The sequence below is a fragment of the Indolivaga capnocytophagoides DSM 22835 genome (genome assembly GCF_000426485.1).
In the GTDB taxonomy this organism is placed as follows: Bacteria; Bacteroidota; Bacteroidia; order Bacteroidales; family Dysgonomonadaceae; genus Dysgonomonas_A; species Dysgonomonas_A capnocytophagoides.
The window spans coordinates 780,754-806,123 of the sequence record NZ_KE384529.1; the positions used below are offsets into that span (position 1 = coordinate 780,754).

Annotated in this window: 21 protein-coding genes and 1 riboswitch; of the genes, 6 read left to right on the forward strand and 15 right to left on the reverse strand. The window is 37.7% G+C overall.

What is annotated here, in order from left to right:
• Positions 1-77: 77 nt before the first annotated feature.
• The 3 genes from K322_RS19880 to K322_RS0116675 all read right to left on the reverse strand — a co-directional run bounded on the left by K322_RS19880 (position 78) and on the right by K322_RS0116675 (position 2,278).
• Positions 78-587, reverse strand: coding sequence for a GNAT family N-acetyltransferase (locus tag K322_RS19880; RefSeq protein WP_051290895.1), 510 nt, complete (start codon positions 585-587; stop codon positions 78-80).
• A 12-nt stretch (positions 588-599) separates the two neighbouring features.
• Complete coding sequence (locus K322_RS0116670; protein ID WP_026627892.1) at positions 600-1,469, reverse strand: cation diffusion facilitator family transporter; 870 nt, start codon at positions 1,467-1,469, stop codon at positions 600-602.
• A 158-nt stretch (positions 1,470-1,627) separates the two neighbouring features.
• Positions 1,628-2,278 (reverse strand): NAD(P)-dependent oxidoreductase, encoded by a 651-nt coding sequence (locus K322_RS0116675; protein ID WP_026627893.1) that lies wholly within the window; start codon positions 2,276-2,278, stop codon positions 1,628-1,630.
• Between the two features lie 819 nt (positions 2,279-3,097).
• Here K322_RS0116675 and K322_RS0116680 point away from each other — a divergent pair.
• Positions 3,098-4,294: an MFS transporter gene (locus K322_RS0116680; protein WP_026627894.1), complete on the forward strand. Its 1,197-nt coding sequence runs from the start codon at positions 3,098-3,100 to the stop codon at positions 4,292-4,294.
• 110 nt (positions 4,295-4,404) lie between these two features.
• Here K322_RS0116680 and K322_RS0116685 read toward each other — a convergent pair whose 3' ends face one another.
• Entirely contained in the window at positions 4,405-5,322 is a 918-nt protein-coding gene (locus K322_RS0116685) for a PfkB family carbohydrate kinase (protein WP_026627895.1), read from the reverse strand.
• A 555-nt stretch (positions 5,323-5,877) separates the two neighbouring features.
• A riboswitch (cobalamin riboswitch) is annotated at positions 5,878-6,085 on the forward strand.
• Positions 6,086-6,730: 645 nt separating this feature from the next.
• Between K322_RS0116685 and K322_RS0116690 the strand changes: the two genes are divergently transcribed.
• The 5 genes from K322_RS0116690 to K322_RS0116710 all read left to right on the forward strand — a co-directional run bounded on the left by K322_RS0116690 (position 6,731) and on the right by K322_RS0116710 (position 13,255).
• Complete coding sequence (locus K322_RS0116690) at positions 6,731-8,080, forward strand: hypothetical protein (RefSeq protein WP_026627896.1); 1,350 nt, start codon at positions 6,731-6,733, stop codon at positions 8,078-8,080.
• Positions 8,081-8,117: 37 nt separating this feature from the next.
• Positions 8,118-9,305, forward strand: coding sequence for an imelysin family protein (locus K322_RS0116695; RefSeq protein WP_026627897.1), 1,188 nt, complete (start codon positions 8,118-8,120; stop codon positions 9,303-9,305).
• A gap of 135 nt (positions 9,306-9,440) precedes the next feature.
• The gene (locus K322_RS0116700; RefSeq protein WP_026627898.1) at positions 9,441-10,949 is read left to right on the forward strand and encodes a di-heme oxidoredictase family protein; all 1,509 of its coding nucleotides are present in this window, start codon (positions 9,441-9,443) and stop codon (positions 10,947-10,949) included.
• Positions 10,950-10,952: 3 nt separating this feature from the next.
• Positions 10,953-12,092 (forward strand): cytochrome c biogenesis protein CcsA, encoded by a 1,140-nt coding sequence (gene ccsA, locus K322_RS19885; protein WP_026627899.1) that lies wholly within the window; start codon positions 10,953-10,955, stop codon positions 12,090-12,092.
• Positions 12,093-12,148: 56 nt separating this feature from the next.
• Positions 12,149-13,255: a Rid family hydrolase gene (locus K322_RS0116710; protein ID WP_026627900.1), complete on the forward strand. Its 1,107-nt coding sequence runs from the start codon at positions 12,149-12,151 to the stop codon at positions 13,253-13,255.
• 94 nt (positions 13,256-13,349) lie between these two features.
• On the opposite strand, the gene K322_RS0116715 is transcribed toward K322_RS0116710, so the two are convergent.
• The 11 genes from K322_RS0116715 to K322_RS0116765 all read right to left on the reverse strand — a co-directional run bounded on the left by K322_RS0116715 (position 13,350) and on the right by K322_RS0116765 (position 25,370).
• Positions 13,350-14,030, reverse strand: coding sequence for a hypothetical protein (locus K322_RS0116715; protein ID WP_026627901.1), 681 nt, complete (start codon positions 14,028-14,030; stop codon positions 13,350-13,352).
• A 134-nt stretch (positions 14,031-14,164) separates the two neighbouring features.
• The gene (locus K322_RS0116720) at positions 14,165-16,447 is read right to left on the reverse strand and encodes a hypothetical protein (RefSeq protein ID WP_260204077.1); all 2,283 of its coding nucleotides are present in this window, start codon (positions 16,445-16,447) and stop codon (positions 14,165-14,167) included.
• A 50-nt stretch (positions 16,448-16,497) separates the two neighbouring features.
• Entirely contained in the window at positions 16,498-17,238 is a 741-nt protein-coding gene (locus tag K322_RS0116725) for a hypothetical protein (protein WP_026627903.1), read from the reverse strand.
• A 298-nt stretch (positions 17,239-17,536) separates the two neighbouring features.
• On the reverse strand, positions 17,537-17,923 hold the full coding sequence (locus K322_RS0116730; RefSeq protein ID WP_035332320.1) for a hypothetical protein: 387 nt from the start codon (positions 17,921-17,923) through the stop codon (positions 17,537-17,539).
• 92 nt (positions 17,924-18,015) lie between these two features.
• A complete protein-coding gene (locus K322_RS0116735; protein ID WP_026627905.1) occupies positions 18,016-18,387 on the reverse strand; it encodes a bactofilin family protein in 372 nt (123 codons plus the stop codon).
• A 28-nt stretch (positions 18,388-18,415) separates the two neighbouring features.
• Entirely contained in the window at positions 18,416-19,021 is a 606-nt protein-coding gene (locus tag K322_RS0116740; protein WP_026627906.1) for an outer membrane beta-barrel protein, read from the reverse strand.
• Complete coding sequence (locus K322_RS0116745) at positions 19,018-19,416, reverse strand: hypothetical protein (RefSeq protein WP_134436527.1); 399 nt, start codon at positions 19,414-19,416, stop codon at positions 19,018-19,020. The genes K322_RS0116740 and K322_RS0116745 overlap by 4 nt, the downstream gene beginning before the upstream one ends.
• A gap of 65 nt (positions 19,417-19,481) precedes the next feature.
• The gene (locus tag K322_RS0116750; RefSeq protein ID WP_026627908.1) at positions 19,482-20,798 is read right to left on the reverse strand and encodes a FimB/Mfa2 family fimbrial subunit; all 1,317 of its coding nucleotides are present in this window, start codon (positions 20,796-20,798) and stop codon (positions 19,482-19,484) included.
• Positions 20,799-20,802: 4 nt separating this feature from the next.
• A complete protein-coding gene (locus tag K322_RS0116755; RefSeq protein WP_026627909.1) occupies positions 20,803-23,484 on the reverse strand; it encodes a BACON domain-containing protein in 2,682 nt (893 codons plus the stop codon).
• A gap of 34 nt (positions 23,485-23,518) precedes the next feature.
• Positions 23,519-24,727 carry a FimB/Mfa2 family fimbrial subunit gene (locus K322_RS19890; protein ID WP_026627910.1) on the reverse strand — a complete coding sequence of 403 codons (1,209 nt, stop codon included), beginning with the start codon at positions 24,725-24,727 and terminating at the stop codon, positions 23,519-23,521.
• Positions 24,728-24,881: 154 nt separating this feature from the next.
• The gene (locus tag K322_RS0116765; RefSeq protein WP_035332325.1) at positions 24,882-25,370 is read right to left on the reverse strand and encodes a hypothetical protein; all 489 of its coding nucleotides are present in this window, start codon (positions 25,368-25,370) and stop codon (positions 24,882-24,884) included.

Genomic DNA, 25,370 nt, shown 5'->3' on the forward strand with positions numbered 1-25,370 from the left:
CTCACACCTGATTACTTTGCAAACACAAAAAAACAGCCAGCACCCTCTAGTTAAACACATTAAACACATTCTGTCGCTTAATTAATGACCTTAGACATCAATACTACATCCTGATACTTTCCGTTTTTCTTTGCTACTTCTTTTAAAATTCCTTCAGTCTCAAAGCCTTGTTTCTCATGTAAGGCAATACTTCCAAAATTAGTCGCAGTTATTACACTTACGATTTTATGCAATCTATTTTTAGAACGAGCAAAGTCTTCAATATATTTCATCATCGCCGACGCAACCCCCATCCTATAATAGCAGTCTGAAACATACACAGATAATTCTGCTGATATATCATACCCATCTATTAATCTAAAATTAGATAAAGATACCCATCCTGCTGCAGTACCATCAACTTCTGCAATAAAGATGGCATACAAATCACTATTTTGATGTTCATCATACCATTGGCGAATATATCCATCAGATTTAGGGTATTCACTAAGGTAAAAATCATGATTAGTGATAACTTCATTAAGAACTTCTTTTACAAATTCTAAATCACGAAGTTCAATTGAACGTATATTGATTTTATTGCACATAAAATAAGCAAATCACCATGAAGGTTCTACATGTATGAGTATATCTGCAATCTCGGGCATATCTTCCTTGATTTTATCTTTCAGATTATGAGCTATATCATGTCCTTGTTTGACTGTTATATTCTTATCGACAATAATATGCAGATCAATATAATAGGTCATACCTGTTTTTCTGACATGACATTTATCCGTATTTAAAACTCCGTCTATTGTCCGTGCAAATTTACAAACATCCTGTTCCATATCTCCATACATATCCTTATCCATAATCTCGCCTAAAGCAGGTTTCAGAATACGATAACTATTGTAAAGTATAATAAACGCAGCCAGCAATGCAGCCCAATCATCAGCAGATTCATAACCATCTCCCATGATTAAAGCGATTGAAATACCAATAAAAGCAGCAACAGAGGTTATCGCATCGCTTCTATGATGCCACGCATCAGCTTGCAATGCTGTACTTTTGGTTAACTTAGCCTTACGCATAACCAAATGATACGAAATTTCTTTCCAAATAATAATTGCTCCCAGAATATAAAGGGTAAAAGCCTTAGGCGCCTCATGAGGTGTCCGGATATTATCAACACTCTCGTAAGCTATAACTGTAGCCGAGACAATAAGGAAACCAACTACAACAAATGTCACCAAGGGCTCTATACGTCCATGCCCGTAAGGATGATTTTTATCAGCAGGCTTGTTTGCATATTTGATACCTAACAGAACAAAAATAGAGGAAAAAATATCGGCTGTAGATTCGATAGCATCTGCAATTAAAGCATACGAATTTCCAAAATAACCCGCCAACCATTTTATTATAGCCAATGCCGTATTACCGACAATACTGATTTGAGTTGCCCGTACGGCAGTCTTTTCTTTTGTCATAAAGAATATTCATTGAGAATATACTACAAAGATATATTTAAAAATTAAGTATAGCCAAAACAAACAAAACAAAAGCGATGCCTAAAATTTAGACATCGCTTTCGACTATATAACTCCAAGATTTCGTTTTTCAGCAAAACAGCAGACCTCACTGCAACTTAGTATCCTATAGTAAATCGTTCCTGATGGTGCTGTGGATTTTCCAGCTCATCAATCATAGCCTTGGCATAATCTTCTACTGAAATTTTACTTTCGCCATTTATATCCACGACCAGATCATCTTTACCCAGCCTGTATTTTGCAGTTCTTTCTCCAGGTTCAATAGTTCCTGCAGGGGAGAAAAATACCCAATCGAGATTCTTCTCATTTTTCAAATCTTCTTTCAAAACCTTAGCTAAAGCAAGTACTCCCGGCAAAATAGCATCGGGAATAACTCCCGAATCGACAACAGTTTTACCCGGAGCAACAAATAAACTGCCCGCTCCTCCTACAATCTGTAATCTTTTAATATTAGCAAGCTTAGTTGCCGCAATAATAGATTTATACCCTTTGTCGGTATCAACAGCAATATTAGGATTACTCCAACCGGGATTATAAGCACTGATAACTGCATCAGCTCCTGATAACACATCAGCTAACTTGGAAACATCCATTACATCAGTTTTAACTAATTCTAGATTAGAGTTTTTATCTGAGATCTTTTCAGGATGCCTAACGATCGCCTTCACAAAATATCCCCGTCCTAACGCTTCTTTCAAAATTGCTGATCCGACAAATCCGCTGGCTCCTATTAATACAATCTTTTTCATATGCTTTAAATTATAATTTACAATAGTATATTTTTGTAAGTTTATTACTTTTACACCCTAAAGATAAATAGATATATATTAATAACCAATAAGTTACATATTTGTTCTATACGAACAAAATGATAACCAAGACTGATTATCAAGCAAATAAAAAAAATGTGAGTAAATAAAAAGTGAAGAATCAGAAAAATACCCAAAATTGAAATATGGGTATTTTCTGATTTTTCTATTGCATTAGCTATGCAGAGTGTTGTTCGGCGATTTGCAAGGCAAACCAATGCAATCCAAATGCTTTAACAGTGAATGTTAGTGTGTTTGAAGAAAGCATTTATATATAAGATGCTAAATACAAATATTCGTTGCATACATCTTTTCTTTTTTTATTAAAACTGGATAAAAAAGAATAAAATAGTTATTTAATTCTTTTTTCAACAAAGGGTAAACAATAGACCACCAAAACAGAATACCAAGTAAACACACAAGCACAAAACACCATCAATCTAGAATAAATAAAAACAAAGAAAGAAACAGAAAATCGCGAAGAAAGAATACAAACATACTAAATATCAACAACATAAAAAGTATCAAAGAAACATTATCCTTCAAAATCCATTTAAAACAATCTTAAGATAATCTTAAATAAAAACGTCAATTTCAAACAGATAAAATACTTATTAAGAGAAATAATATGATAAAAAAAAGCCGCTTATTCCATTAATGGAAATATTCCTTACAACACATAATAAAGCAAAAGAAACTATGTGCAAATGAATTCAGAATTAGTACTTTTGTGCAATTTTTAATTTAAAGTACTTAATAATGACAAATAACTTAAACGGCTACTCTAAAGAAAAGATAAGATTAGGAGTCTTGACTTTTTTTCTCCTGCAAGGATTATGCTTTGCCAGTTGGGCTAGCCGTATTCCCGATATAAAAGACCATCTGGGGATAACCGATACTCGCATCTGGGGATTGATTCTATTTTTAATTCCTGTTGGTAAATTTCTGGCTATACCTCTAGCTGGCTATAGTGTTTCGAAATTCGGAAGCCGTATCATGGTACAAATAAGCATACTTGGCTATGGCCTAGCGTTATTTCTAATCGGGCTCAGTGCAAACATCTATATACTGGGAGGATGTCTTGTATTATTCGGTATATTTTGGAATCTTACAGATATATCACTAAACACTCAGGGGATTGGTATAGAAAAATTGTTTGGAAAAACAATTATGGCTACTTTTCATGGTACATGGAGTCTTGCCGCTTGTTTAGGAGCTTTGATCGGCTTTGCGATGATAAACTTCGAAGTTATTCAGACTTATCACTTCGCGATCATATTTGCTGTAATTGTGCTCGTATGGGCTATAAATAAAAAATACTTACAAGAAGACGAGGTAGAAAATATCAAACCCGAAGAAGTAAAAGAAACCATACAAGTAAAAGATAAGAAGTTTAAAATGCCTGAAATGGTCTTACTGCAACTCGGACTCATTGGTCTTTTTGCCCTCATAGTAGAAAGTGCCATGTTTGACTGGAGCAGTATATATTTCGAATCGATAGTTCAGGCTCCCCCATCTCTAAGAGTAGGATTTCTGGTATTTATGGTCATGATGACAGCAGGACGTTTCCTTACAAACTTCGCATACAACAAATTCGGCAAGAAAAGGACAATACAAATCGCCGGATGTTTTATCTTCATCGGAATGTTTGTTTCAGGATTATTCCCAAGTGTCATTCCTTGCTCTATCGGTTTTATGCTCGTAGGAATGGGGATTTCTTGCATAGTTCCGACTATATACAGTGTGGTTGGAGAGAAGTCAAAGACAAAGACCAGTATAGCCTTAACTATATTATCGACAATAAGTTTTGTAGGATCACTGATAGCTCCATTACTGATAGGCTACATATCACATTTCCGTGACATGAAATATGCATATATGGTTATAGGTGTTGTAGGTGCTTTAATTGTAGTTGTTACAACTACAACCAAAGCCATGAATCAAGAAAAGAAATAGAAGATACTTCATATAAAATAAAATAGGACTGAATGTTAATTCAGTCCTATTTTTATTCTAAGGTCACAAACAACCTTTATTGATTTATAAGTATAAAAACAATTTATATATCAGATTTCTAATGAAGCTAAGATATCTTCCGTTGGAATGCTTATTTCTCGTTTTTCCATAGCAGTCTGAACATCTTCTTCAGTTCCTGTAAAAGGACCGAAAGCCTCAATCTTTATAGTGGCCATAGCTGCCGCAAATCTAGCAGCTTCCTCCACACTTTCTCCTTTTGCTCTTTTATATAGATAACCTGCCATATATGTGTCTCCACAACCTGTAGCATCTACAACTTCAGCTTTGAAAGCAGGGATCATAGTAAAATTCTCACCATCATACAAAACAGACCCCATACTACCCAATGTTAACAACACCTCTTTCACTCCCCAACTATTCAGTAATCGGGCAGCCTTATAAACATCAGAAGTACCTGTTAGAACTTTCATTTCCATTTCGTTAGCTTTCAGTACATCCACAAATTTCAGGACTTCCAATTTATCAGCCCAATCTACAGGATACACTTTGTCACCCCTTACTTCACGAAGATATCCCTGACAATCTATTGATATTTTACCTCTTTTAGATAATTCTTCAACAAACTCATTCGAAAAATCATCGGCAAGCAATGCCCCAATATGAAAATAGTTAGCCTGAATATTATTCATTGCTGCCATAACAAACGGATCAGCCTTTGCAAGTACTCGCTGAGTTCGGTTATCTTGATTCTCGCCATATGTATTTTCAAAATAAACACTATTCTTGCATAGCATTACATCCACTTTTATACCTTTAGCCCTCAAATCTTCAACGGCCTGCAATTCGGATTCGGCAAGACCTGCAACCAAAATATAATCCGAATTTAGTTTACTGACAGCATGAGAAAAATAAAAAGAAGCACCACCCGACATATATACCGTTTCCTTAGGTGTAACTATTTTGTCGAGAGTTAAATGCCCGACACAGCAAATTTCATAATTATGCATTGGTAATAAGTAATAGATAAAATTTCATGAAACATTTGCAGAACATAATTGGCTTTGAATTTTTGCGTTTTCAAAGCATCCTAAAAAGGTCTTAGACCCTTTTTTATATTTCTTCAAAAAAATTGAGTTCAAAGATACATTAATCAAATAAAAAACACACGATTAAAAAGAGCTTTCTTTTAATTGTGCCATATATCAGACAAAAATGCAAGAACAGAAAAAAGTTTAACATTTACGAAACACTCATGATTATCAAGACCATAAGCATTATTCAATAAAACATTTCGTTTTGAGGTGAACAAAAAACATGAAATACAAGTTATTTGAATATAAACACGTTTTAACCTGTATTATAAACAGTTAAAAAAAACGCACAAAGAACGAATTTAATTCTTCAAAAACAGAATAAAGATAGAAAGGTCAAAAGACCTTTACTAATTTCCATAGTAGTATAAATTTCTACATCTCCTTAGAATTCCTGAGCTGCGACTGTTCGGGAATTTTTTTTATCAATCATATTTGATCAAAACATTGTTTTTTATCTAAAAAATAATAATCTTTGTCATCAGTTATGGTGGTGAATTTATACATCTATAAATTTACTGAAAAGGGAATCAGGTGAAAATCCTGAACAGACCCGCTGCTGTAATCTCTAATGAAAGTCTGGAACACTACTTAATTCCACTGTTTATCAAAACATGAAACGGGAAGGATGTTCTAAGATAGAGAAAGTCAGAAGACCTGCCATAGATACAATGTTCGATGCTTTCGGGAAATAAAGCTGATGACGCCAAAACTATAGATAAGCAAATACTACCAGTTTGTAAAATTGAGACAATAATGTCTTCAATAATCTGTTTTCGCATCTACCCTATTCCCGAAGTTTAATTATTAAGCTGTTTTCGAGATAAGCTTACATATAACAAATACAACCTGTTATATCTTATTAAGACTAAAAAAAGGTTTTAGACCTTGATTTATATAAAAAACGGAGGAATATCCACTAAGAAAAATATTCCGACATGGTGTTTTAGTATTCGGGAAACCCTAAGCAGAGAGTGCTTGGGGTTTTTCAATTGCCCATATATCTGAAAATCAAAATACATAAATGTCCGATTAATCTAACGAAGCATGTTCATTTTCAAAACAGAAACTGTTTTATAGCTTAACAAATACAACAACTACATCTAAAAGACTGATTTAGTATTGGTATGCAAAATACTTAAAATAGAAACATTCTAAACAAAACAGCACAAATATAGATATAAGTTATATTTAATAGAAAAATACTATCACATAGTTTAGGTATAGAGCATTATATATTTCATTATTACTAGGTATTGCAACAGCTTTTCACCTCATGTAATTTTGCAATGTTTAAATCTTTTTAACTAAACACTATAGAACTATGAAAAGAATCAAGCTATTGCTTTTATTCTGCCTATCAACCATTTACTCGATCAACATGTTCTCCCAAAATCAAGAAGACAGCATAAATATAAAGTTGGCATCTCTTGATCAGAAAACTCTTGCCAACATCGGAAAATTATCAAATACCCTTTCGCGTCTAAGTCTCGGAGGCTATGGAGAAATAGCCATGAGCCGTAATTTTTACAGCGATAATATTAACAGATACAGCCATGCAGAGAATTATAAAGACGACAAAAGTCATGGAAGGTTCGATATACCACACGTGACTTTTTTTGTAGGATATGAGTTTGGCAAAGGATGGCGCATGAATGCAGAGATAGAATTCGAACACGGAGGAACCGAATCGGCAGTGGAACTTGAAGCCGAAGAAGCCGGAGAATATGAAAAAGAAATAGAAAGAGGTGGAGAAGTAGCCTTAGAACAATTCTGGATTGAAAAAACATTTTCACGAGCACTTAATCTCCGCATGGGACATATAATCGTTCCCGTAGGACTAACTAACGGTAATCACTTGCCTACTGAGTTTTTTTCGGTATACAGACCTGAAGGTGAAAATACTATTCTTCCATGTACATGGCATGAAACAGGTGTAAGTCTTTGGGGACACTTAGGAAAATGGCGCTATGAGGCACAACTTATACCCGGACTTGATTCAGACCTTTTCAGCCGCCAGAACTGGATACAAGGCGGTTCAGCATCTCCATACGAATTCAAAGTAGCCAATAATTATGCAGGAGTCCTTCGTATCGACAACTATTCGATCTCCGGACTGCGCCTTGGTGTAAGCGGATATTACGGACACAGTTTCAAAAACAGTATACAGCCAGCAACAGGAGCAAAATATGATAATGTAAAGGGAGCCGTAACTATCGGCTCGTTCGATTTCGAATACAGAGGTCACAACCTTATTGCACGAGGCTATTTCGATTATGGACATCTGGGTGATGCAGATATTATCTCTAAATATAATAAGAATCTGAGTAAAAATTCAACATCTCCTCGAACCAATGTAGCTTCGGACGCTTTATGTACAGGTATAGAAGCGGGATATGATATTTTCTCTCAGATACCTAAAATGGCAAATCAGAAACAAAAGATGTACGTATTTGGTCGCTACGAATATTACGACTCCATGTATAAAGTTCCGGCCGATATCAGCAAGAACGATTGGTGCCAACGCCAACGCATTGTGGGAGGGCTCAACTATTATCCTATTAAAGACGTAGTAATCAAAGCTGAATATTCAGCAGGGCTTCTTAAAAGTCCCTACAATAATGAGAACAGCATATCAATAGGCATTGCATATGCAGGATTCTTCACAAAATAACACATATAAACACATTGAAAATTTATCTGAACTAATTATGAAAAAAATCTTAAGATTTCCTTTACTCATGGCTGTTTCGGTAGTAATAGGACTAAGCGCAACTTCGTGCAGCGACAGCAACAACAACGGTACCGAAGAGGATACTAAAGAAGTAGAGTTGGCTCCTGTTGTAAAACAATATGTAAATAATACAGTAATAACCACATACAAATCTTTAGCAGACGAATCTATTGTATTATATAATGCATTAGTAGCTCTCAAAAAAGATAAAACAGATGCAAATGTAAAAGCAGCTGCTGATAGCTGGATAAAAGCCCGAAACTATTGGGAGCTAAGCGAGGCATTCTTATTCGGACCAGCTGACGACTTTGGTATTGACCCACATATTGACACTTGGCCTTTAGCTAAAGATGCTCTTATTGCAGAGCTCAAGAATAAAGACCACTTAGCTAAAATGGCTCAGGAAAATGGAGATATCTGGGTTGGAGAAACATTCGAAGAAGGTCTTTTCGGATTTCACGGAATCGAATATATATTATTTGAAGAAGGCCAGGCTAAAAGCGCCAGTAAAATAACTGACGATGAACTGATATATGTCGTGGCTGTTGCCGGAGACCTAAGAAATCAATGTTTCAGGCTCGAAGCATCATGGGCAGGCATAAATAATGTCACAGCAGAAAAGAAAGCTAAACTTATAGCTATGGATGCAGCAATCACATATGGTTCAGGAGACGACAGCAAAAACAATGATACCAATTACTCTTATGGAGAATGTATGCTGAATCCCGGACTTACCGCATTTAGTAATTCAAATGTTGATGCTTGCGAAACAATACTTGACGGATGCCAAACTATTGCAGACGAAGTCGGTGCCATGAAAATAGGCAAACCTCATACCGGAGACGATATTAATTACATAGAATCACCTTACAGTTACAATTCTAAAATAGACTTTATAGGTAATATAGAAAGCATCAGAAACGCTTATCTAGGTGGCGCCGATTCTAAAAACAGAGGTGCATCTGTTGCCGATTATGTAAAAAAAGTAGACCCAAGCCTACATGCAGAAGTAATAGCTGCCATAGACAATGCTGTTGCTAAAATAACAGCAATTCCTTTTCCTTTTGCAAAAAACTATACCAGTACACAAGCAGGAGAAGCTATGGTCGCATGCAATGAATTAGCAGATGTATTAACTAAAGCTAAACTGACTATCAGGAAATAATATATAAGATCCTTTATATCTAAATAAAGAGAATACTTCTCGGGAAGTATTCTCTTTGATAGATTAAAACAGCATTATCAACTATTCATTATATGGATATAACATACTGACACTTTCATTAAATGTATGATCAACATGAAAAAATCAAATCTCTTCTACACCGGATTATTCCTATCGGCACTACTACTAAGTTGTAGTGATGATAATAAAGATGAAAATGGTGGAGGCAAAACAGACGATCTGGCCGAAGAATATTATTCCGGAGGTAAACTAGGAACAACCTTTAGTACTACAACCTTTGCGTATGAACAACCCACTCCGGTTGTTGATGAAGATCCGGAAATGTCGCTTCAATTCAAATACGGAGAAGCGTTTTTCGAAAAAGAGTTTACATCAAACACATCTGGAGTACGCCATGGATTAGGACCGGCATTTGTCCGCAGTTCATGTATCACGTGCCACCCCGGATACGGACACGGAAAACGTATGGATCGTTATAGAGCGAAAGATCATGGAAACGGCTATCTGCTGGTGGTTACTGATGAAAATGACAACTTCGTACCTCAGCTTACCGGTATGCCCCAAACTCAGGCAATAGCCCCATTCCTGCCTCCGATAGACGAATCCGGCATTAAAATAGAATGGAAAGAATATACCGATGAGTTTGGAAATAAGTTTCCTGATGGAGAAACATACAGCCTTATCTACCCTGAAGTAACAATCGATCGGTCTGCATTCAATGTTCCAATGCCCGACTTTTATAAAGTACGTTTAGAGGCAACTATAGGTATTTATGGAACAGGGCTTCTTGATGCTATCCCCGATGATTCATTACTTGCTCAATATGAAAAAGAGAAAAAACTGGGATATAAGCTTAACGATGCAAAGTATCAGCCGGAGAATTTCATCAAAGAAGCAGATGGAACTTCTCACCCAGGCCGTTATACTTATGGATTGACGCGCGGAACTTTGCAAAATGGTCCCGGATCTAATGCTATCTGGAATATCACCAATGTAACTCGTTCCGATAGAAGATATCATTATGTTACAGAAGCATATGCTGTAGCTATGTCTCAAAATAAAGATATACAGAAAAGCTTGGGCAAGACAGAAAAGGAAATTTACGATTACCTGATGTCTAAAGAACTGACACCCGAACTTTCGGACGAAGATTATATCAATTTCATGGTATGGCACAGAGGATTAGCTGTTCCGGCTGCCCGTGATTTGGATAATGATCAGGTGAAAAGAGGTAAAGAAATGTTCTATTCAATAGGATGTACAAGCTGCCACCGTCCAACTTGGACAACAGGTGCTGACGACTACAAGGGTGATGACAAAGTTAAAGGAAAGCTCCCGAGATATCCTCATCAAAAAATATGGCCATATACCGATCTGCTTCAACACCGCCTCGAAATGGTGAACAATATCCGCACAGGATGGTGCCGTACCACTCCACTTTGGGGACGAGGCTTATCTGAGAAATGTACCGGAGCCGGAGATCATTTGCACGATATGCGTGCCCGTAATTACAACGAGGCTATTATGTGGCATGGAGGAGACGGTAAATATGCAAGAGAAAAATATCGTAATCTGTCTAAAGAAGACAGAGCGGCTCTTATCAAATTTCTGGAATCTATCTAAAGTATGATCAGTAAATCTTTGAAACGAATAGCATTCGGACTACTAATTACAATATTGGTAGTCCTTGCTTTTGCAACAGTTATAGAAAAACTAAATGGGACAGAGTTTGTCTCCATAAACATTTATGGTTCATGGTGGTTTGTTGTACTGTGGATCGCTTTCGGCATAAGTTCTTTTGCCTACATTATAGTCCGGAGTGCTTACAAACAAAAGCCAAGCTTTTGCCTCCATTGCTCATTGGGTATCATACTGATAGGTGCATTAGTTACATATCTTACAGCCGAGAGAGGATATATACACCTTAGGCAGGGAAAGCCCCTGAATGAATATGTTACTGAGGATGGAATGACAAAAAAAGCCCTTCCGTTTGAAGTGAAACTTGTATTATTTGAGATCGAATATCATGGAGAGAGTGACAAGCCTTCTGATTTCATGAGTTTTTTACGTGTCGATGGCGAAATGTGCAAGGTATCCATGAATAAAATATACACCAAAGACAATTACCGCCTTTACCAGCTGTCATACGATTCGGATGAAATGGGTACGGTATTATTGGTCAATCACGATCCCTGGGGAATAGGAATTACTTACACCGGATATATCCTGCTTGCCCTCTCTATGCTTTGGATACTTTGGATACGTATCGGATGGAAAGGCTTAACAGCAATGCTGATTCCTATAGCTTGTCTTTGGTATTATATATCTCAGATCAACCCGATGACACCGATTCTGCGTACCCCAATGCTCGCAGTGCACGTTTCTATCATTATATTTTCATATATACTATTCCTTATTATTACAGTCTTGGCAATAATAGGAGTCAGTTCATCGAAACAAAACGAAAAAATGTACCAGTGGAGTCAGCAAATGTTATACCCCGCTCTTTTTGCTTTGGCAGCAGGTATATTTATAGGAGCCGTATGGGCCAATATATCGTGGGGAAGGTATTGGGGCTGGGATGCGAAAGAGACTTGGGCTCTTATCACATTTCTAGTCTATTCGATACCACTTCACAAGAAAAGCTTTCCTGCATTTCAGCAACCGTTTAAGTACCATTGTTTTTGTATATTTGCTTTCCTAACCATACTGATGACTTTCTTAGGAGTAAGCTTTCTTCTGGGCGGCATACATAGCTATGTATGAAACAGGCTCTAAATCACAGGAAACATTATTGTTTAAAATTAAAAAGTACAGATACAGTGAAATACATTTTAGATACAGTCCGTATACCGGAATATCATATAAGCCTGAAACCCCTTTCGGCTAACACTTTCGAAGAAGAACTCAACAGCTTATACCAACAGTATATCAATACAACTAAAGAGTTAAATGTTTCAACCCGCAACTTAATCTTCGCCAAAGTATTTATGGCAGATTACATCAACCGGAAAAAGGAATTTGAGACTCACCCGATAATAACGGAAATCACCGACAGTAATTGCCCGGTCTCTATTATAGAACAGCCGCCATTAGACGGAAACAAAATAAATATACTGCTCATTTTCATTGAAGCAGACCACATAGAAAAATACAAGGACAATGAAGTTTACTTTTGCCAGATAAATGAGCAAAAACATATTTATCAGAATGTTATATCGTTTCCGTTATCTGTGAATACAGTATATGATCAGAGCATCTACGCATTCAGAAAGCATATAGATCTTCTTGAACAAAACAAGATGAATCTGAAAGACAATTGTGTCCGCACATGGATATATTCGCGTGATGTCGACAAAGACTACTCTCACATAGTTAAAGCTCGAAATGACATATTCGAAGAACAGGATCTGACGACATCGACACACTTTATAGCCTCAACCGGAATCGAAGGTAAAGGATTATATCCTCAATCAAACATAAATATCGATTTCTATTCCATCGCCAATATTGATAAATACGAAATCCGATATCTTCAGGCTTTGGAGTACCTTAATAATACGGCTGAATACGGAGTCGCTTTCGAAAGAGGAACAAGCATTACATATCAGGACAAAAAACATATTTTCATTTCGGGTACTGCCAGCATAGACAAATACGGAGAATGCCTATTTAGGAACAATGTACTAAAACAATCCGAACGATTATTCGTCAATATAAGCATGTTATTGAAGGATGCCGAAGCGGAGATGAAACACATTGCACAAATGATCGTATATCTCCGAAATGTATCAGACTATACAATAATAAACAAATACATACAGAATAATTATCCCGATACGCCTTTCGTTATAGTAGCAGGCAGAGTGTGCCGCCCCGAATGGCTTATAGAAGTAGAATGTATAGCCGTTCTGAATACTGAGAAGTGATATTAAATCAGGTTTCAATAAAACAAGGAGAAGACACAGCATGAAGTCTTCTCCTTGTTGGTTTAGATAATGAACAAGTGAATGCTAACAAGATTTATTTTTTCCAGTTTTTGGCACGTTTGCGTAACTGATCCAAAGAGTTCACTTCAGGTTCGGGCTTAACGTGTTCTTTTTGAGGAGCGGGTGCTCCCTGAATAGTAGGCGAAGACTTAACTTCTTTTTTCGGAGTTAGTTTCGGAGCAATAGTCGACTGATAATGATTAAAAGCTTCTTTCAAATGTTCCGCTTCTTCCTTGTTCAAAGATATGGTCTGATAGCCCTGAGCATAATGAACTACAAAATTTTCGACCAGATTATCTTTCAGAAAAGATAAATCTCCGGAAAATAAAACCCTGATATCAGCAGTCTTCTGCACAACTGTATTCATACGGCGAGCCTTGGCATAACGAACGGCATTTAGCTCATACTTCCCGTTAGATGTGGCAAATTCGATCTTCTGATTTTTAAAATACTCTACAGGAACCGCTTCTTCAAATACAGCGTCGGTAAACATATATTTCAACGATAGATTGAAGTAAGATTTTCCATCTTCATTCATAAAGCGTACCGAAATCATAGGTTCTTTGAACCGGGGTTTCTTTTGAAGTTTACCTAAAGAGATGGTTTTCCAATCGGTAGAAACCGCATCCTTCGAATCCTGATCATCAGACTGAGCAAAAATGCTCAGTCCGGTAAACATACATACAGATAATAACAAATATTTTATATACTTCATAATCTTTACTTTTTTAGGTCTAAGACCTTTTTTAATTAATATTTATTCTCCACACTCCCTTTTTCAACGTCTTATGGATATTAAGGTCTATTACAGCACTAAATACTTTCTATAACTTAAAAGCATCCAAACTCTTAATCCCTGTGAAGTTTCGACCAAAGACTAAGCCTGTTAGCCAATCCTGTAACTTCCGAATCGAGACTTACTCTATTATATAAATTCGGATCTAGTTCGCACGCCTTTATAAGGTGTCCCGAAGCCTTTTGATCGTCATTCTTCCTTACCGCTATTATTGCCAGCAGATATTCATTTTTAGCAGCCTGAGGCAATTTGTTTAACAAATCCTCTGCTTTATCATTGTATCCCATACAAGCCAGACAAAGAGCAGCATTAAAGTCAGGATAGTTTGCCAATACTTCAAGAGCAGGCATATACTCTCCGTTTCTCAATAATTTGATAGCCTCCGCATAATCTTCACGGAAAGTTTCTCTCACAGTATCTTTCTCGATATCAGGACGGCTTATCTCTACTCTGAAATCAATACGTTCCAACTTGGGGTATATCTCATTTTTTATGATTTTATAATCTTCCGGAAAATCCTTTTTGATATCCTCTTCCGTCTGATCTGGATAAGTTGCCGTAGTAAGCCTGCTGATTATCTCTTGTCCATTAGGCATATCACTGCGCAACTGTATTTCTTTGACCAGCGTATTCCAGTCTTCGCCTTTTGGTGTCACGGCAAAGTGGACAGGCATTTTAGATCTCAGGTATTCTATAACCGATTCCGCCCGATGTTGAGATAAAGCATAATTACTGTCCCAGTCTCCGGATAAGTCAACTGAGCTTTGTATAGTTATACTGTCTACTGCGAGTCCTTCCTTGGATGAATATACTTTATATGCCTCTAGCAGTTTATCGAATATACCGGAATTGGAACTTTCATCAAACTTCGAAACCTTCTTCGATTTGTACTTCGGATAAACGGTTATCTTATCAAACATAAATTTATGAAGCTGTACACGCTCGGTAGCCAATGAATTTTCGGCAAGCTGAGACAATGACGCAATGTAATAAGTGAGTGTATCCGAAGGTGGAAATTCAAACACGGTACGATCCATAGCCTCCACCTTGGAAGTTAACACCACTTTGAGATTCTTCATTCCGGGTCTTACCTTCCATGGCTGCCTGTATGTATAAACCATGTTTTCTTCGGCTGTGATAACTGTATCTGTCCTGATTCCTTTTGTGTCGGTACGATACGGAAACTGCACTATTTCTTTGAATATATCGTCCTTGCGGTTCATATTCATCTCATTCAAAACGATTTCGTCTATAAGATAATGATGCTTTGCTATTTTCACCGAATCTTCCGCCGTAAAAGGTTTTGCTTTCAGATCCCTGATGGTCAATCCTTTTGCATAAAGATTGCGGTACTTTCGCGGAATATGGCTGCGTTTCAGCACACTGTCTTTTTGTGCATGTATATTCATATCCACCGACACGGTATCGACCCAATGTAAAGAGAACCGGTCTTTAAGAAAACGCACATAATCTTTTTCGTACTTCTGTACATACTTCGAATGATAATCTTCAGGCTCCTTCTGTTTCCTCACATTCTTATCGGTCAGATTCTCTGCTTTCCTCCAGTACTTTTCATACATATGGCGTTTATGACGCATCACAATCGCTTCCATACTGAGAAACTCCATTTCGTTCATTTTCTTCCAGTTCTCATAATCCATCATCAGATCATACTGAGCCCTGAAATCGTTATAGTTGCGTTTCTGTACTTTATGAATTTCTTTATCAAGCCCTTTCCAATCGACAAACAATGAATCGTACGCCGAAGGCGAAACTATAGTAGATAAAAAATCGCTGTAAGCCTCATAGTCACCAACCTGTTTATCCTTAAAGCTATCTCCTGTAAGAATTACTGTATCAAGCGGACAAATGCTATCTCCGTCTATTATTCTGGGAGTCAATACCAATCGCCAATTCGGATCTAATACATCGACCGGAGCCAAAATATCAAAATCGATATTCACCTTACCATCACGTTCGGGGGCAAAGTGAGATTTAACTTTCACAACTACCTCGTTAAGCTTGTATACTTTGGTCGTGTCCAATTTTACGGCATCGCTTGCAAAAACCTCTCCTTCCTGAAGAGATTGCTGTTCACCACGATTCGAAAACGAAACCTCTTCAGAAACAGTCCGGGGTCCATCCTTACCTTCGAGACCTCCACCTTTAACAAAGTCTATCTCGGGTTTAGCAGTCTGCATAAAAAGTCTTTCTATATCCAACCGATTATACTGCTTGCGTGATCCGCACGACGAAAAAGCAAAAACGACGGTCAATAACGAAAGGAGTAATAAAAAACTAATAAAAATAGTCAGGATGTTTCTTTTCATATCCATGTTGTTCCAATTTAGGTCACAGACCTATTTATATCATTAAATACTTTCTTTTACTTAATACGTGTTATGCTAAGCCTCAGCCGGGGGATTTTGATATGTAACATATCGCTCCGGCTCATAGCGGAATATCCTAGTTTAATTTCAGTCAATACAGGAACAGCATCTTTATATGTATATTCGGGATCACACATATATTGCTCTTCTACAATCCAATCCTGACCTATCCCTTTAGGTTTATCAGTCTGTTCAGTCTTATTTTTCTTATATAAGGTATATTTTCCTTGCAATTCTCCGGCATCATTGATCTTTCCGGTAGCTTCATATCTATAGTTTCCCAGTTCGAAATTAAAAACATCACACAGTGTGTCATTTTTCACCACTAACTTGAGGTTATTCGCTCTGTAAACTTCATCTTCAACTAACTTCACTTCGCGTCCGCCTCCTTTCACAACCTCGTTCTTGCGCTTCCACTTCCGCTTATCGCAGTTAATAACAACTAAACCATTCAGCCGGCCATCGACAAAAGTAGCGGTTATCATCTCCTGTCCTGACCAATTACTCGGATGCCCTTTAGGCAACGACCACTGTCTTCTGTATTTTCCGTGAGGGATTTTCCTTCCATCCGGAGTTTTGTAATACTCATAGGTCTCCATGCAATCGGTACGCCTATCCCTGAACTCTTCGACAAATATCGTTCGGCCATCTTTTTCTTTTCCCTTATTTTTATCTTTTGATATTACGGGAATTGCAGAAGCCAAACACAACAGCAACAAAATGAATTTATTCTTCATATACTTATATTATTTATGAAGGTCTGCCGACCTACTTACATTATCATTCAACCTTGATTTATCCATTATCCAGATATCCAACCCTTTCCGCAATCTCTCCTGATTTCTCAGGAAAGATTGACTCGAAAGGTATCATACGAACTTCCCAGTCAGTATAATAGAGGATTGAACAAAACGATATTAGTTATCTTCTTTTCTTCAATGAATAATTAAGGGGATTATATCTTTTAGGTCTCAAACCTTTTTGTTATTTCTTTCAATACACTGATTTATATTTTCTGTCAGCTGATAGTTTGTGTCATAAATCGCATTGAGCCTGAAGCCATTTCTCTCCATTCCACACATACACACCCTGAGGCATCTTACTCCCTTGATTGCCTGTATGCAATACCATCAATCCGATCAGAGACTTTTTCGTATCATTGTAGCCTTTATCTTCGGGATCGGCAAAAGGTTCCAGATTATTCACACCCTTTAATTCGACCTTGGTCAACTGTATCGAATTGTGCTGCATATCTACTTTTGAAGATACCAATGAAGCAGGCAGGCTTTTGTTTTGAGCGACTGTTTTTCCTGATAACGGATGTACACTCTGAGGGTGAACAGCCATTGCCGTAAAGCAGTTTAATAATATGACACTTAAATAAATAAAGGTTGCATGCCTTCTTATTTTTTCAGTAAACATATAAATATCAATTATTTATAATTATACAATAGCCGGTAGGGGCTGAAGTTTCATTCCATTCGGAAACGATCAGACACCTGTCATGAAGTGTATTATACGGGAACATTCTCCATCTTACAATTTCCGCAAAAACTGGCTCCGGCTTCAATCTCCAGATTGGCAGCAATAAGATCACCGTTACAAAAAGACGAAGCTCTTAGAATAGCTATCTCCGATACAATAATATCACCATATATCTTCCCTACCAGTTCCACCGACTTACTTCTGATAGTACCTGTTACACATCCTCCCAAGCCAACGATTACCCGTCCCTGACTGTTTATATTTCCCGATACATTACCATCTATCCTAAGGTCATCATCAATATTTATCTCCCCCCTGATAGTTGCTGCATTAGAAAGAATACTCAGGCTATCGGAAATAGTTAAGGGAGAATACTCTTTCTTCTTATTTTTGTTTAACATGATATATACTAATCGTTTGTGTTTATTATTAAAAAACATATGCCAGACTAACGGTGCAACCTCTGTCTCTAAGTGAAATTTCTCGATCACCCAACAATAAGTGATTCTCGGAAAAGCTCAAATTATAGTCGGCATCAAGTCTCAGATAGGGTAATAAATAAACGCCGGCTCCGAAAACAACACCGTTTCGAAACTTATCCGAGCCTTTACGGTACTTGAGGGATTCAGAACTTTCATTATCCTTTATTTCTCCCGAAAACACATAAGATGAATATACTCCGGCCTTAACCAACGGTTTAAACTTGAACTGATTCCATGTTTTCTGAAAAACAATTGGGAGTTCGATAAAATTCTCGGAAAAATAATAGGAAATTCCGGTGGTATTATCCAGGTTATGGCGTAACGAAAACTCCCGGTAACGATACATCAATCCTACATTTACGGACAAGTCTTCGGCAAACAAATTCGTTTCGTAATACAATCCGACTTTACAACCGATCTTCTGACTAAGTCCCACGCCCTGATATTTTATAGACGAGCCATCGAAATTTAAACCTGCGAGGATACCAAATCTTTGAGCCTGACACACAATTCCACTAACAAACAAAAAAACAGAAAGAACAAAAATCTTCATAAGTCAACTACCGGATATAAAGTCTTAATACTATGATACAAATTTCGGGTCTGGGCATACAAGTTAGATGGCATGATAGTAGTGAGGCTGTTTTTCCAAAGGGAGAAACCTTTGCATCTTACAGCACAACCAACAATAATCTCCGATTCGGATTCTTGTATTATATCCAGATAAGGATTATTTGATTTCATTCTGTTTACATCTTTTAAAGCAGCAAAAAGAATTGCACTATCGCCTTTTAGATACTGAACTTTTAATACAGTATCAACTGAACTTGTTGAAAATAAATAAAATGCAGACCGCTCAAATGCGAACCAATAATTATCAATTTTATACAGATGGATAAAACTGTTATTATCCTGTTCTCTCTGCCAAATTTGTTTTATATCACCCATAACCATCATATTTTGAGGTCTCAGACCTGTTATCGTTGCTTACTCACTTCACAGACAAACAGTATTTACGGTTGTTGTTCTACAGTTATTGTCCTTACCAGATTTCCGGCTCTTACAATTATATTGCCTTGACGTGCAGACGGCGCAGCCAGGAGCGATCCCGAAAGAATATACCTGTTACCCGACCCCGAAAACGAAAGTCCTGTAATCCAGTCCACATCAGCAACCGCAGTTAATGTCACCGCTGTATTTGTACTCAATACGGTTCCGATGGTTTTCGTTCCGCTTCCACTGAATGAAACCCTATTGGAAGAAACTCCCAGTTCGTACTTTGCATCAACAACAATATCTGTTATGTCATCATTATTATCTATTATTTCAAAAAATATATCCGCAGTATAATCGGCAGCTACAGCTTCTTGGAGTGTAAGGTATCCTGAACCCGAAACCCGTGATATACGAGTCAGATAACGGTGATTGCGAACAGGACTTACAGGCTCTTTATTTCCATCCGTCAGCCATATCTTATAATAACCGTCAACACCTTTATATTTTCCTCTGATTATCACCGAAATACCCGTATTATCCAAGATGTTGCTGCGTTCATACAAATAAATATCGGATGTGACATTAGATGAAGCTAAATTCCAAACTCCGGCTCCCTCCGTATTTACATAATTAATATAGTGTATTCCAGAAGGTAAACTAACCGATGCAGGCAAAGAATTAGATGAGGTATAATCTGAAGGAATTACCTTTCCGAAAGCCGATGATTGCAGCAGAGTAAAACCTGTCAATGAAAAATCGGCAAGACCATTTTCTTCGGTCGGAGTTTCACACTCCATTTTCATGGCAGCCACCATCCTTATCATGTTTATATTATTGATGGTTGTCCCCGATCTTACCTCTGTAAGGTCTGCTCTGCCCCACATAATCAAAGGACATTGAGGAGAAGTATAAGCATAGAGTGATGTTGTTTTCAACAACTGAGCAACAGACTCCATGCTCAGACCTGAAGATAGTTCACTGAAATTGATTATATCATTGCCCGAAAGATCACGTCCATTGGCGATTACATATATAGACCGAGCCGAGCCGGTAGGCAATATACGAGCCGAAAAAGTGCGGGTATCTCCTGAATTTTCGATCGAATTGACTTGTATACGCTCCATAAAAGCCTGATGTTCATCAAAGACCAACAGATCAACACAACGGATAGATGAGTCGTCATACGAAGATGATCTCAATAACGATACAGATGTATTTTCCTGTATATTCATCGAAAATGCAATCTCTACTCCGTCTTCGGATGTTGGTAAGTCATCTGCTGTTGAACAAGCAACCAACAACAGAGCCATTATATTGATAATAAAATACTTCATTTTACTATTTCTTATTTTTGTAATACAATTCTACTCTTTTAGAATAGTCGGTCTTCGATTCTCCAATTCTTTGAGCAGGCATATCAGCCATCGAACTTCTCAACAGAACCGAAGACGCCGAAGATGCAGCCGAACTGGTGTATATTTCAATACTTGCCGATCGTTTTATTTTATCGAATGTGACCCGTCCTACTTTATCGAATAGAGTACGATAATTATTAAAAGCCTGTGTTTGTTTATTCACAATAACTCGTGTTGCGGGTGAGCTTGAATTACTATAAACGACCTCTCCCGTATTATTATAAAAATTCTTTCTCAAGCTTGAATCGTTATAAGTATCAGCATATCGCTGCATTGTTCCACCTTTATATGCAGTAAGCAATATCTTAATCGGAGTAGATGAACTTGTACTCCACCAAATGGCATATAAGTCAATATAAACATATCGAGGTAACACATCGTAATTGTTTGATGAGCAAAGATTCTTCACATCAATATAAAGGCTTTCCCCTGCATTCTGGTTGGTATTATCTCCACCCCAGACCAAAACACTTTTTCCTGCAGAATCAGTAATTTGTCCTCCATTACCTGCAGTAGCCGAAGTACCAGTGTTACCTGCTTCGCTAGCAGTAGATCCGTTAGCCAAACCTATTGTTCCACCATACAACCCATACCCCAAAGGTCTCGAGTCAACCTTGGTCAGTCCTGTATTCATAAATTCAGTGGCTGTATCCAAATCCTGTCCTCCTGTTCCTGTCCAATCGTATTTGAATACAAGGAACTCAAATTCGGGAATGGTTATTATTATATGATCAAGCTGTGTTACTGTTATTGTTTTAGTATAATTCGGATCATTTGCATGAGCTATAATTATAGAACCAGTACGCCTTTGTTCATCAGGTCCGGCCTCGGCTTTTATTCTCAATACTCCATCAACATTGGTTACGACCATCCACGAATCGGAAACACTTTTCACTACCCATTTCTGATCACCGCCTAATGCTTTCAGATCGGTAAAATCGGTTGTACCTTCCTGTCCTCCTATTTCCACCGAAGACGGAACTTCGAGATGAAGGTTGCAGACTTTGATACTGTCGTATTCCATAGTATTAAGATTAGCAAACTTATAGTATGTATTACCATATGATGATCCGGCGGTAAAAGTCAGTGAAGCATTTCCTGCACCACTGCTTGCATTACAAGTTGCATTTGCCGTATTTCCTCCGGTCTGTAGCCAACGTGAAGTTTCAGGGGATACTTGTAACGATACATTTTTTGAAGGTGCAGCTTCCGACAAATAAAGCGTACGGGGAGTCAGGTATATAGAACCATCCTGCACAGGAAAAGGATACTGATTTACAGTTATCATCTTTGTAAGGTTCTTTACTTTCAACTTCAAAACTCCCGATCGGGGGGTTGTATAATCATCCGAAGCAGCTGTTATCTTTATCTGGTTAGATGACGTAAATGATGCTGTCAACCACGAAGACTCCGATGTCAACGAACATTCGGAAGGTAAAGCATTTGTAGTGAATGTGAAATTCTTCTCTACACCGATTTTGGTTATCGTTTCCTGTATAGACAGAAAGGTTTGAGACAAATCCGACGTAATTGTATTTTCATTCCATGGCAATACATTCAGTGTACCCTTGATCAGCACAGCAGAAGCATCAGTCTCACCTCCGGGTGAAACAATGGTAGCCGTTATATCATAAATTGTATTGCGGTTGATGAGGTAACCATTATCACTGTTGACAAGTATCTTATAATAATTATTGTAATTTATTTGCCCGTTGAGCCTTTTATAAGGAACTCTTATCACCAAAGTTGTAATATCGGATTCGGACGAGTACGATCTTTTGAGATTCTCGTTCACATAAGCATGAGTAACGAACAAAGCCGATTCCGTACCGCTTCTCGACTCGGCTGCAATATACTTCTCCGCACCGTTAAAATAATTCAAGGTCGATGGGCTCAACTCCTTTGACACCAGATACGATCTGTCTGCCTGATTGATCACCTTAAATACCATGGATGAAGTATCGGGTACGAGATAAATATCTTCTCCCCCGAACGTAAACTTCTTGGCAGTCAATGTCAATTTGATCTTCGCAACATTACGAACCAATGAAACCGTAACCTGCGAATCTTCCTTAAAATTATGACCGGATACAGCACCATGCATCACCAGAGGTTTATCTGCATCGGGTTGAGAAATATTCTGTTCTATCTTTTGGGTAATTATTGTATCAAGTTGTGTTTCGGTTGTAATATAAGATAGATCCGATGTATAATTGGCAACAATCTGTATATCTCTCGATTTGTTGAGGTCGGCAAGAATACCACCATCCAATACCGTGATGATCTGTTCGTTGAGCCAGTTACTCATATCGACCTCAGACGAAGCCGCAACCGCGGGAAGAATATCAATGTGTGTGGAGAACTCTTTCTCTCCGGTCTCCGAATCAAATATAAACAGAGTCAAATCCTTTATAATAGATTCACTTAGGACTTCGGTATTCAGAGAAGACGCATCCTCCGCACTTATCGGCAGCTGCAAGGCAATCTGCACCTTACCGTCTGACCTGGGAGCAGTCTCTGTAGTATCTTCTATTTCGGCCGAGCAGGCTGAAAACAGAAGAAGCACAGATATGAAACTTATTATAGAAAAATATTTATTAATCACACCATATATATTTTAAGGTCTCAGACCGATTGATTTATTTATACAAGTCCGTTACATCATATTGCTGGTACAGCCCATCGAATCCTGCAATAATGAGATTGAGTTTGGTAGACATCGCAGCCCCTCCCGTTTTGCGTCTTACTTGTATATTTACGGGAGAAGCTGTGAATTGTCCTAAAGTCACCGCGTCATCAACAAATTCAAAGTTCTGAGTATCTTCCAACGTCATCCACCAGTTACGCTCCTGTTTCATATTCATTTGATATGAAGCAATCGTTCCGTTATTCTCAAGTAATGAAAAATCAAACATTTGCAGATCTATATGGGACGACACCGTATTCCAGTCCTGAATATTTACCTTTATATCCATTCGTCCATTTGCAATAAGAGATAGCAGTAATATAGAATTACTCTTAGGAACAGTTTCTATCACTACTTCTTTGCTGAAAGCATATCCTGACGATCTTTCAAAATTTACCGCCAATGTTATTTTGTGTGTCGAAATATCAACAGGTGATACCGATTTATGAGCCGGTATTATAAAGTCGACCGTATCACTCTTGAGATGCCCTTGTTCGGACGATTCGGAAAACGTGATAGCTTTAGTCATAGGAACTGAACTTACAACCGGATTGTCTTTATCCGGATATAAGCCTCCGTTCCAAGACAAGCTGGTAGGCACGTTCTTCAATGATACGGTATGCCCATTACCTCTCGTAAAGCCTACACCGTCTTCGAGTACCACTCTCACTTTAGCAACATTACGTATCAGCGAGGCAGATGTAGTGTGTGTTTGGTCGGCATTGATAGTCAGATTGTCAATGAGAGCCGTTCTTATCTCGGGAACATCAGGCAACAACCCTCCTTCGGGCTGAGTCTGCCACATAAGAAGACCTGACCTTTCTGCTGAAAACACCGGAAAAGTAAGCAGTGAACTAATATCCGATTCGCTGCATCCAACCAGCACAAGATTCCATATTCCTGAGGGCATACTCATCTTTACATATCCCGGAGCTCGTTCTACATTCAATGCTTTGTGATGGAAATAGCCGGCATTAGAGCCTGATGCATTAAATACATATACATCTGTATTATCGCCGATATTAGAGGAAATCGTATCTATCCTCAGATAAAGAGCACTAGACAGGCTTTCTTCTGTATTTACCTGATTGGTTTCGGAACACGAAACACAGACAAAAGCCAAAAAGAAAACTGAAATAATATATTTAATACATGCAATCATATCCTAAATATTATAAGGTCTCAAACCTATTTTTGATTTACGAAGCGTAACAACAAGTTATCTTTATCCAAGACCTATTGTTGATTCATACCTTACATAACCCGTATAGAATCGGGCTTTACCACAATTAATATTTGACAGTTACACAACTCTTTTACTGAAAGATGTAATGAATATTACACCATGCAATTCCGGTATTCAGACCTTTTAAAGAATGGATAGAGGACAAGCCGGCATAATCCAACACTCTCGATTCGGTTTCGTCATAATTGACGATCCGACGTTTATGATTATCAAGACACGACAGTCCGAGTTTTAATACCACCTTTAGCCCATCGGTATAAGCAAAAGGTATCCAGCACGAATGATCATGACTATAGATTTTAATAATCCGGTTTTCCAATCTGTAACTGAAAGAGTAGTTATATGGCAATATGCTGAGTTTGGCATCATCAACAAAAATCAACAACATTTCTTTATAAAAACTATCTTTACGGGTTATCTCTTCCGCCCACAGATCTTGCGGCCTAAGGTGTGACGTATCACATACTTTAGCCTTGTCTTTTTCTCCTGTGTACATTCTGAATTCTTTCACTTCAGAATAACGGAACGATAGTACCAATGGTGTATCCATACATTTCAT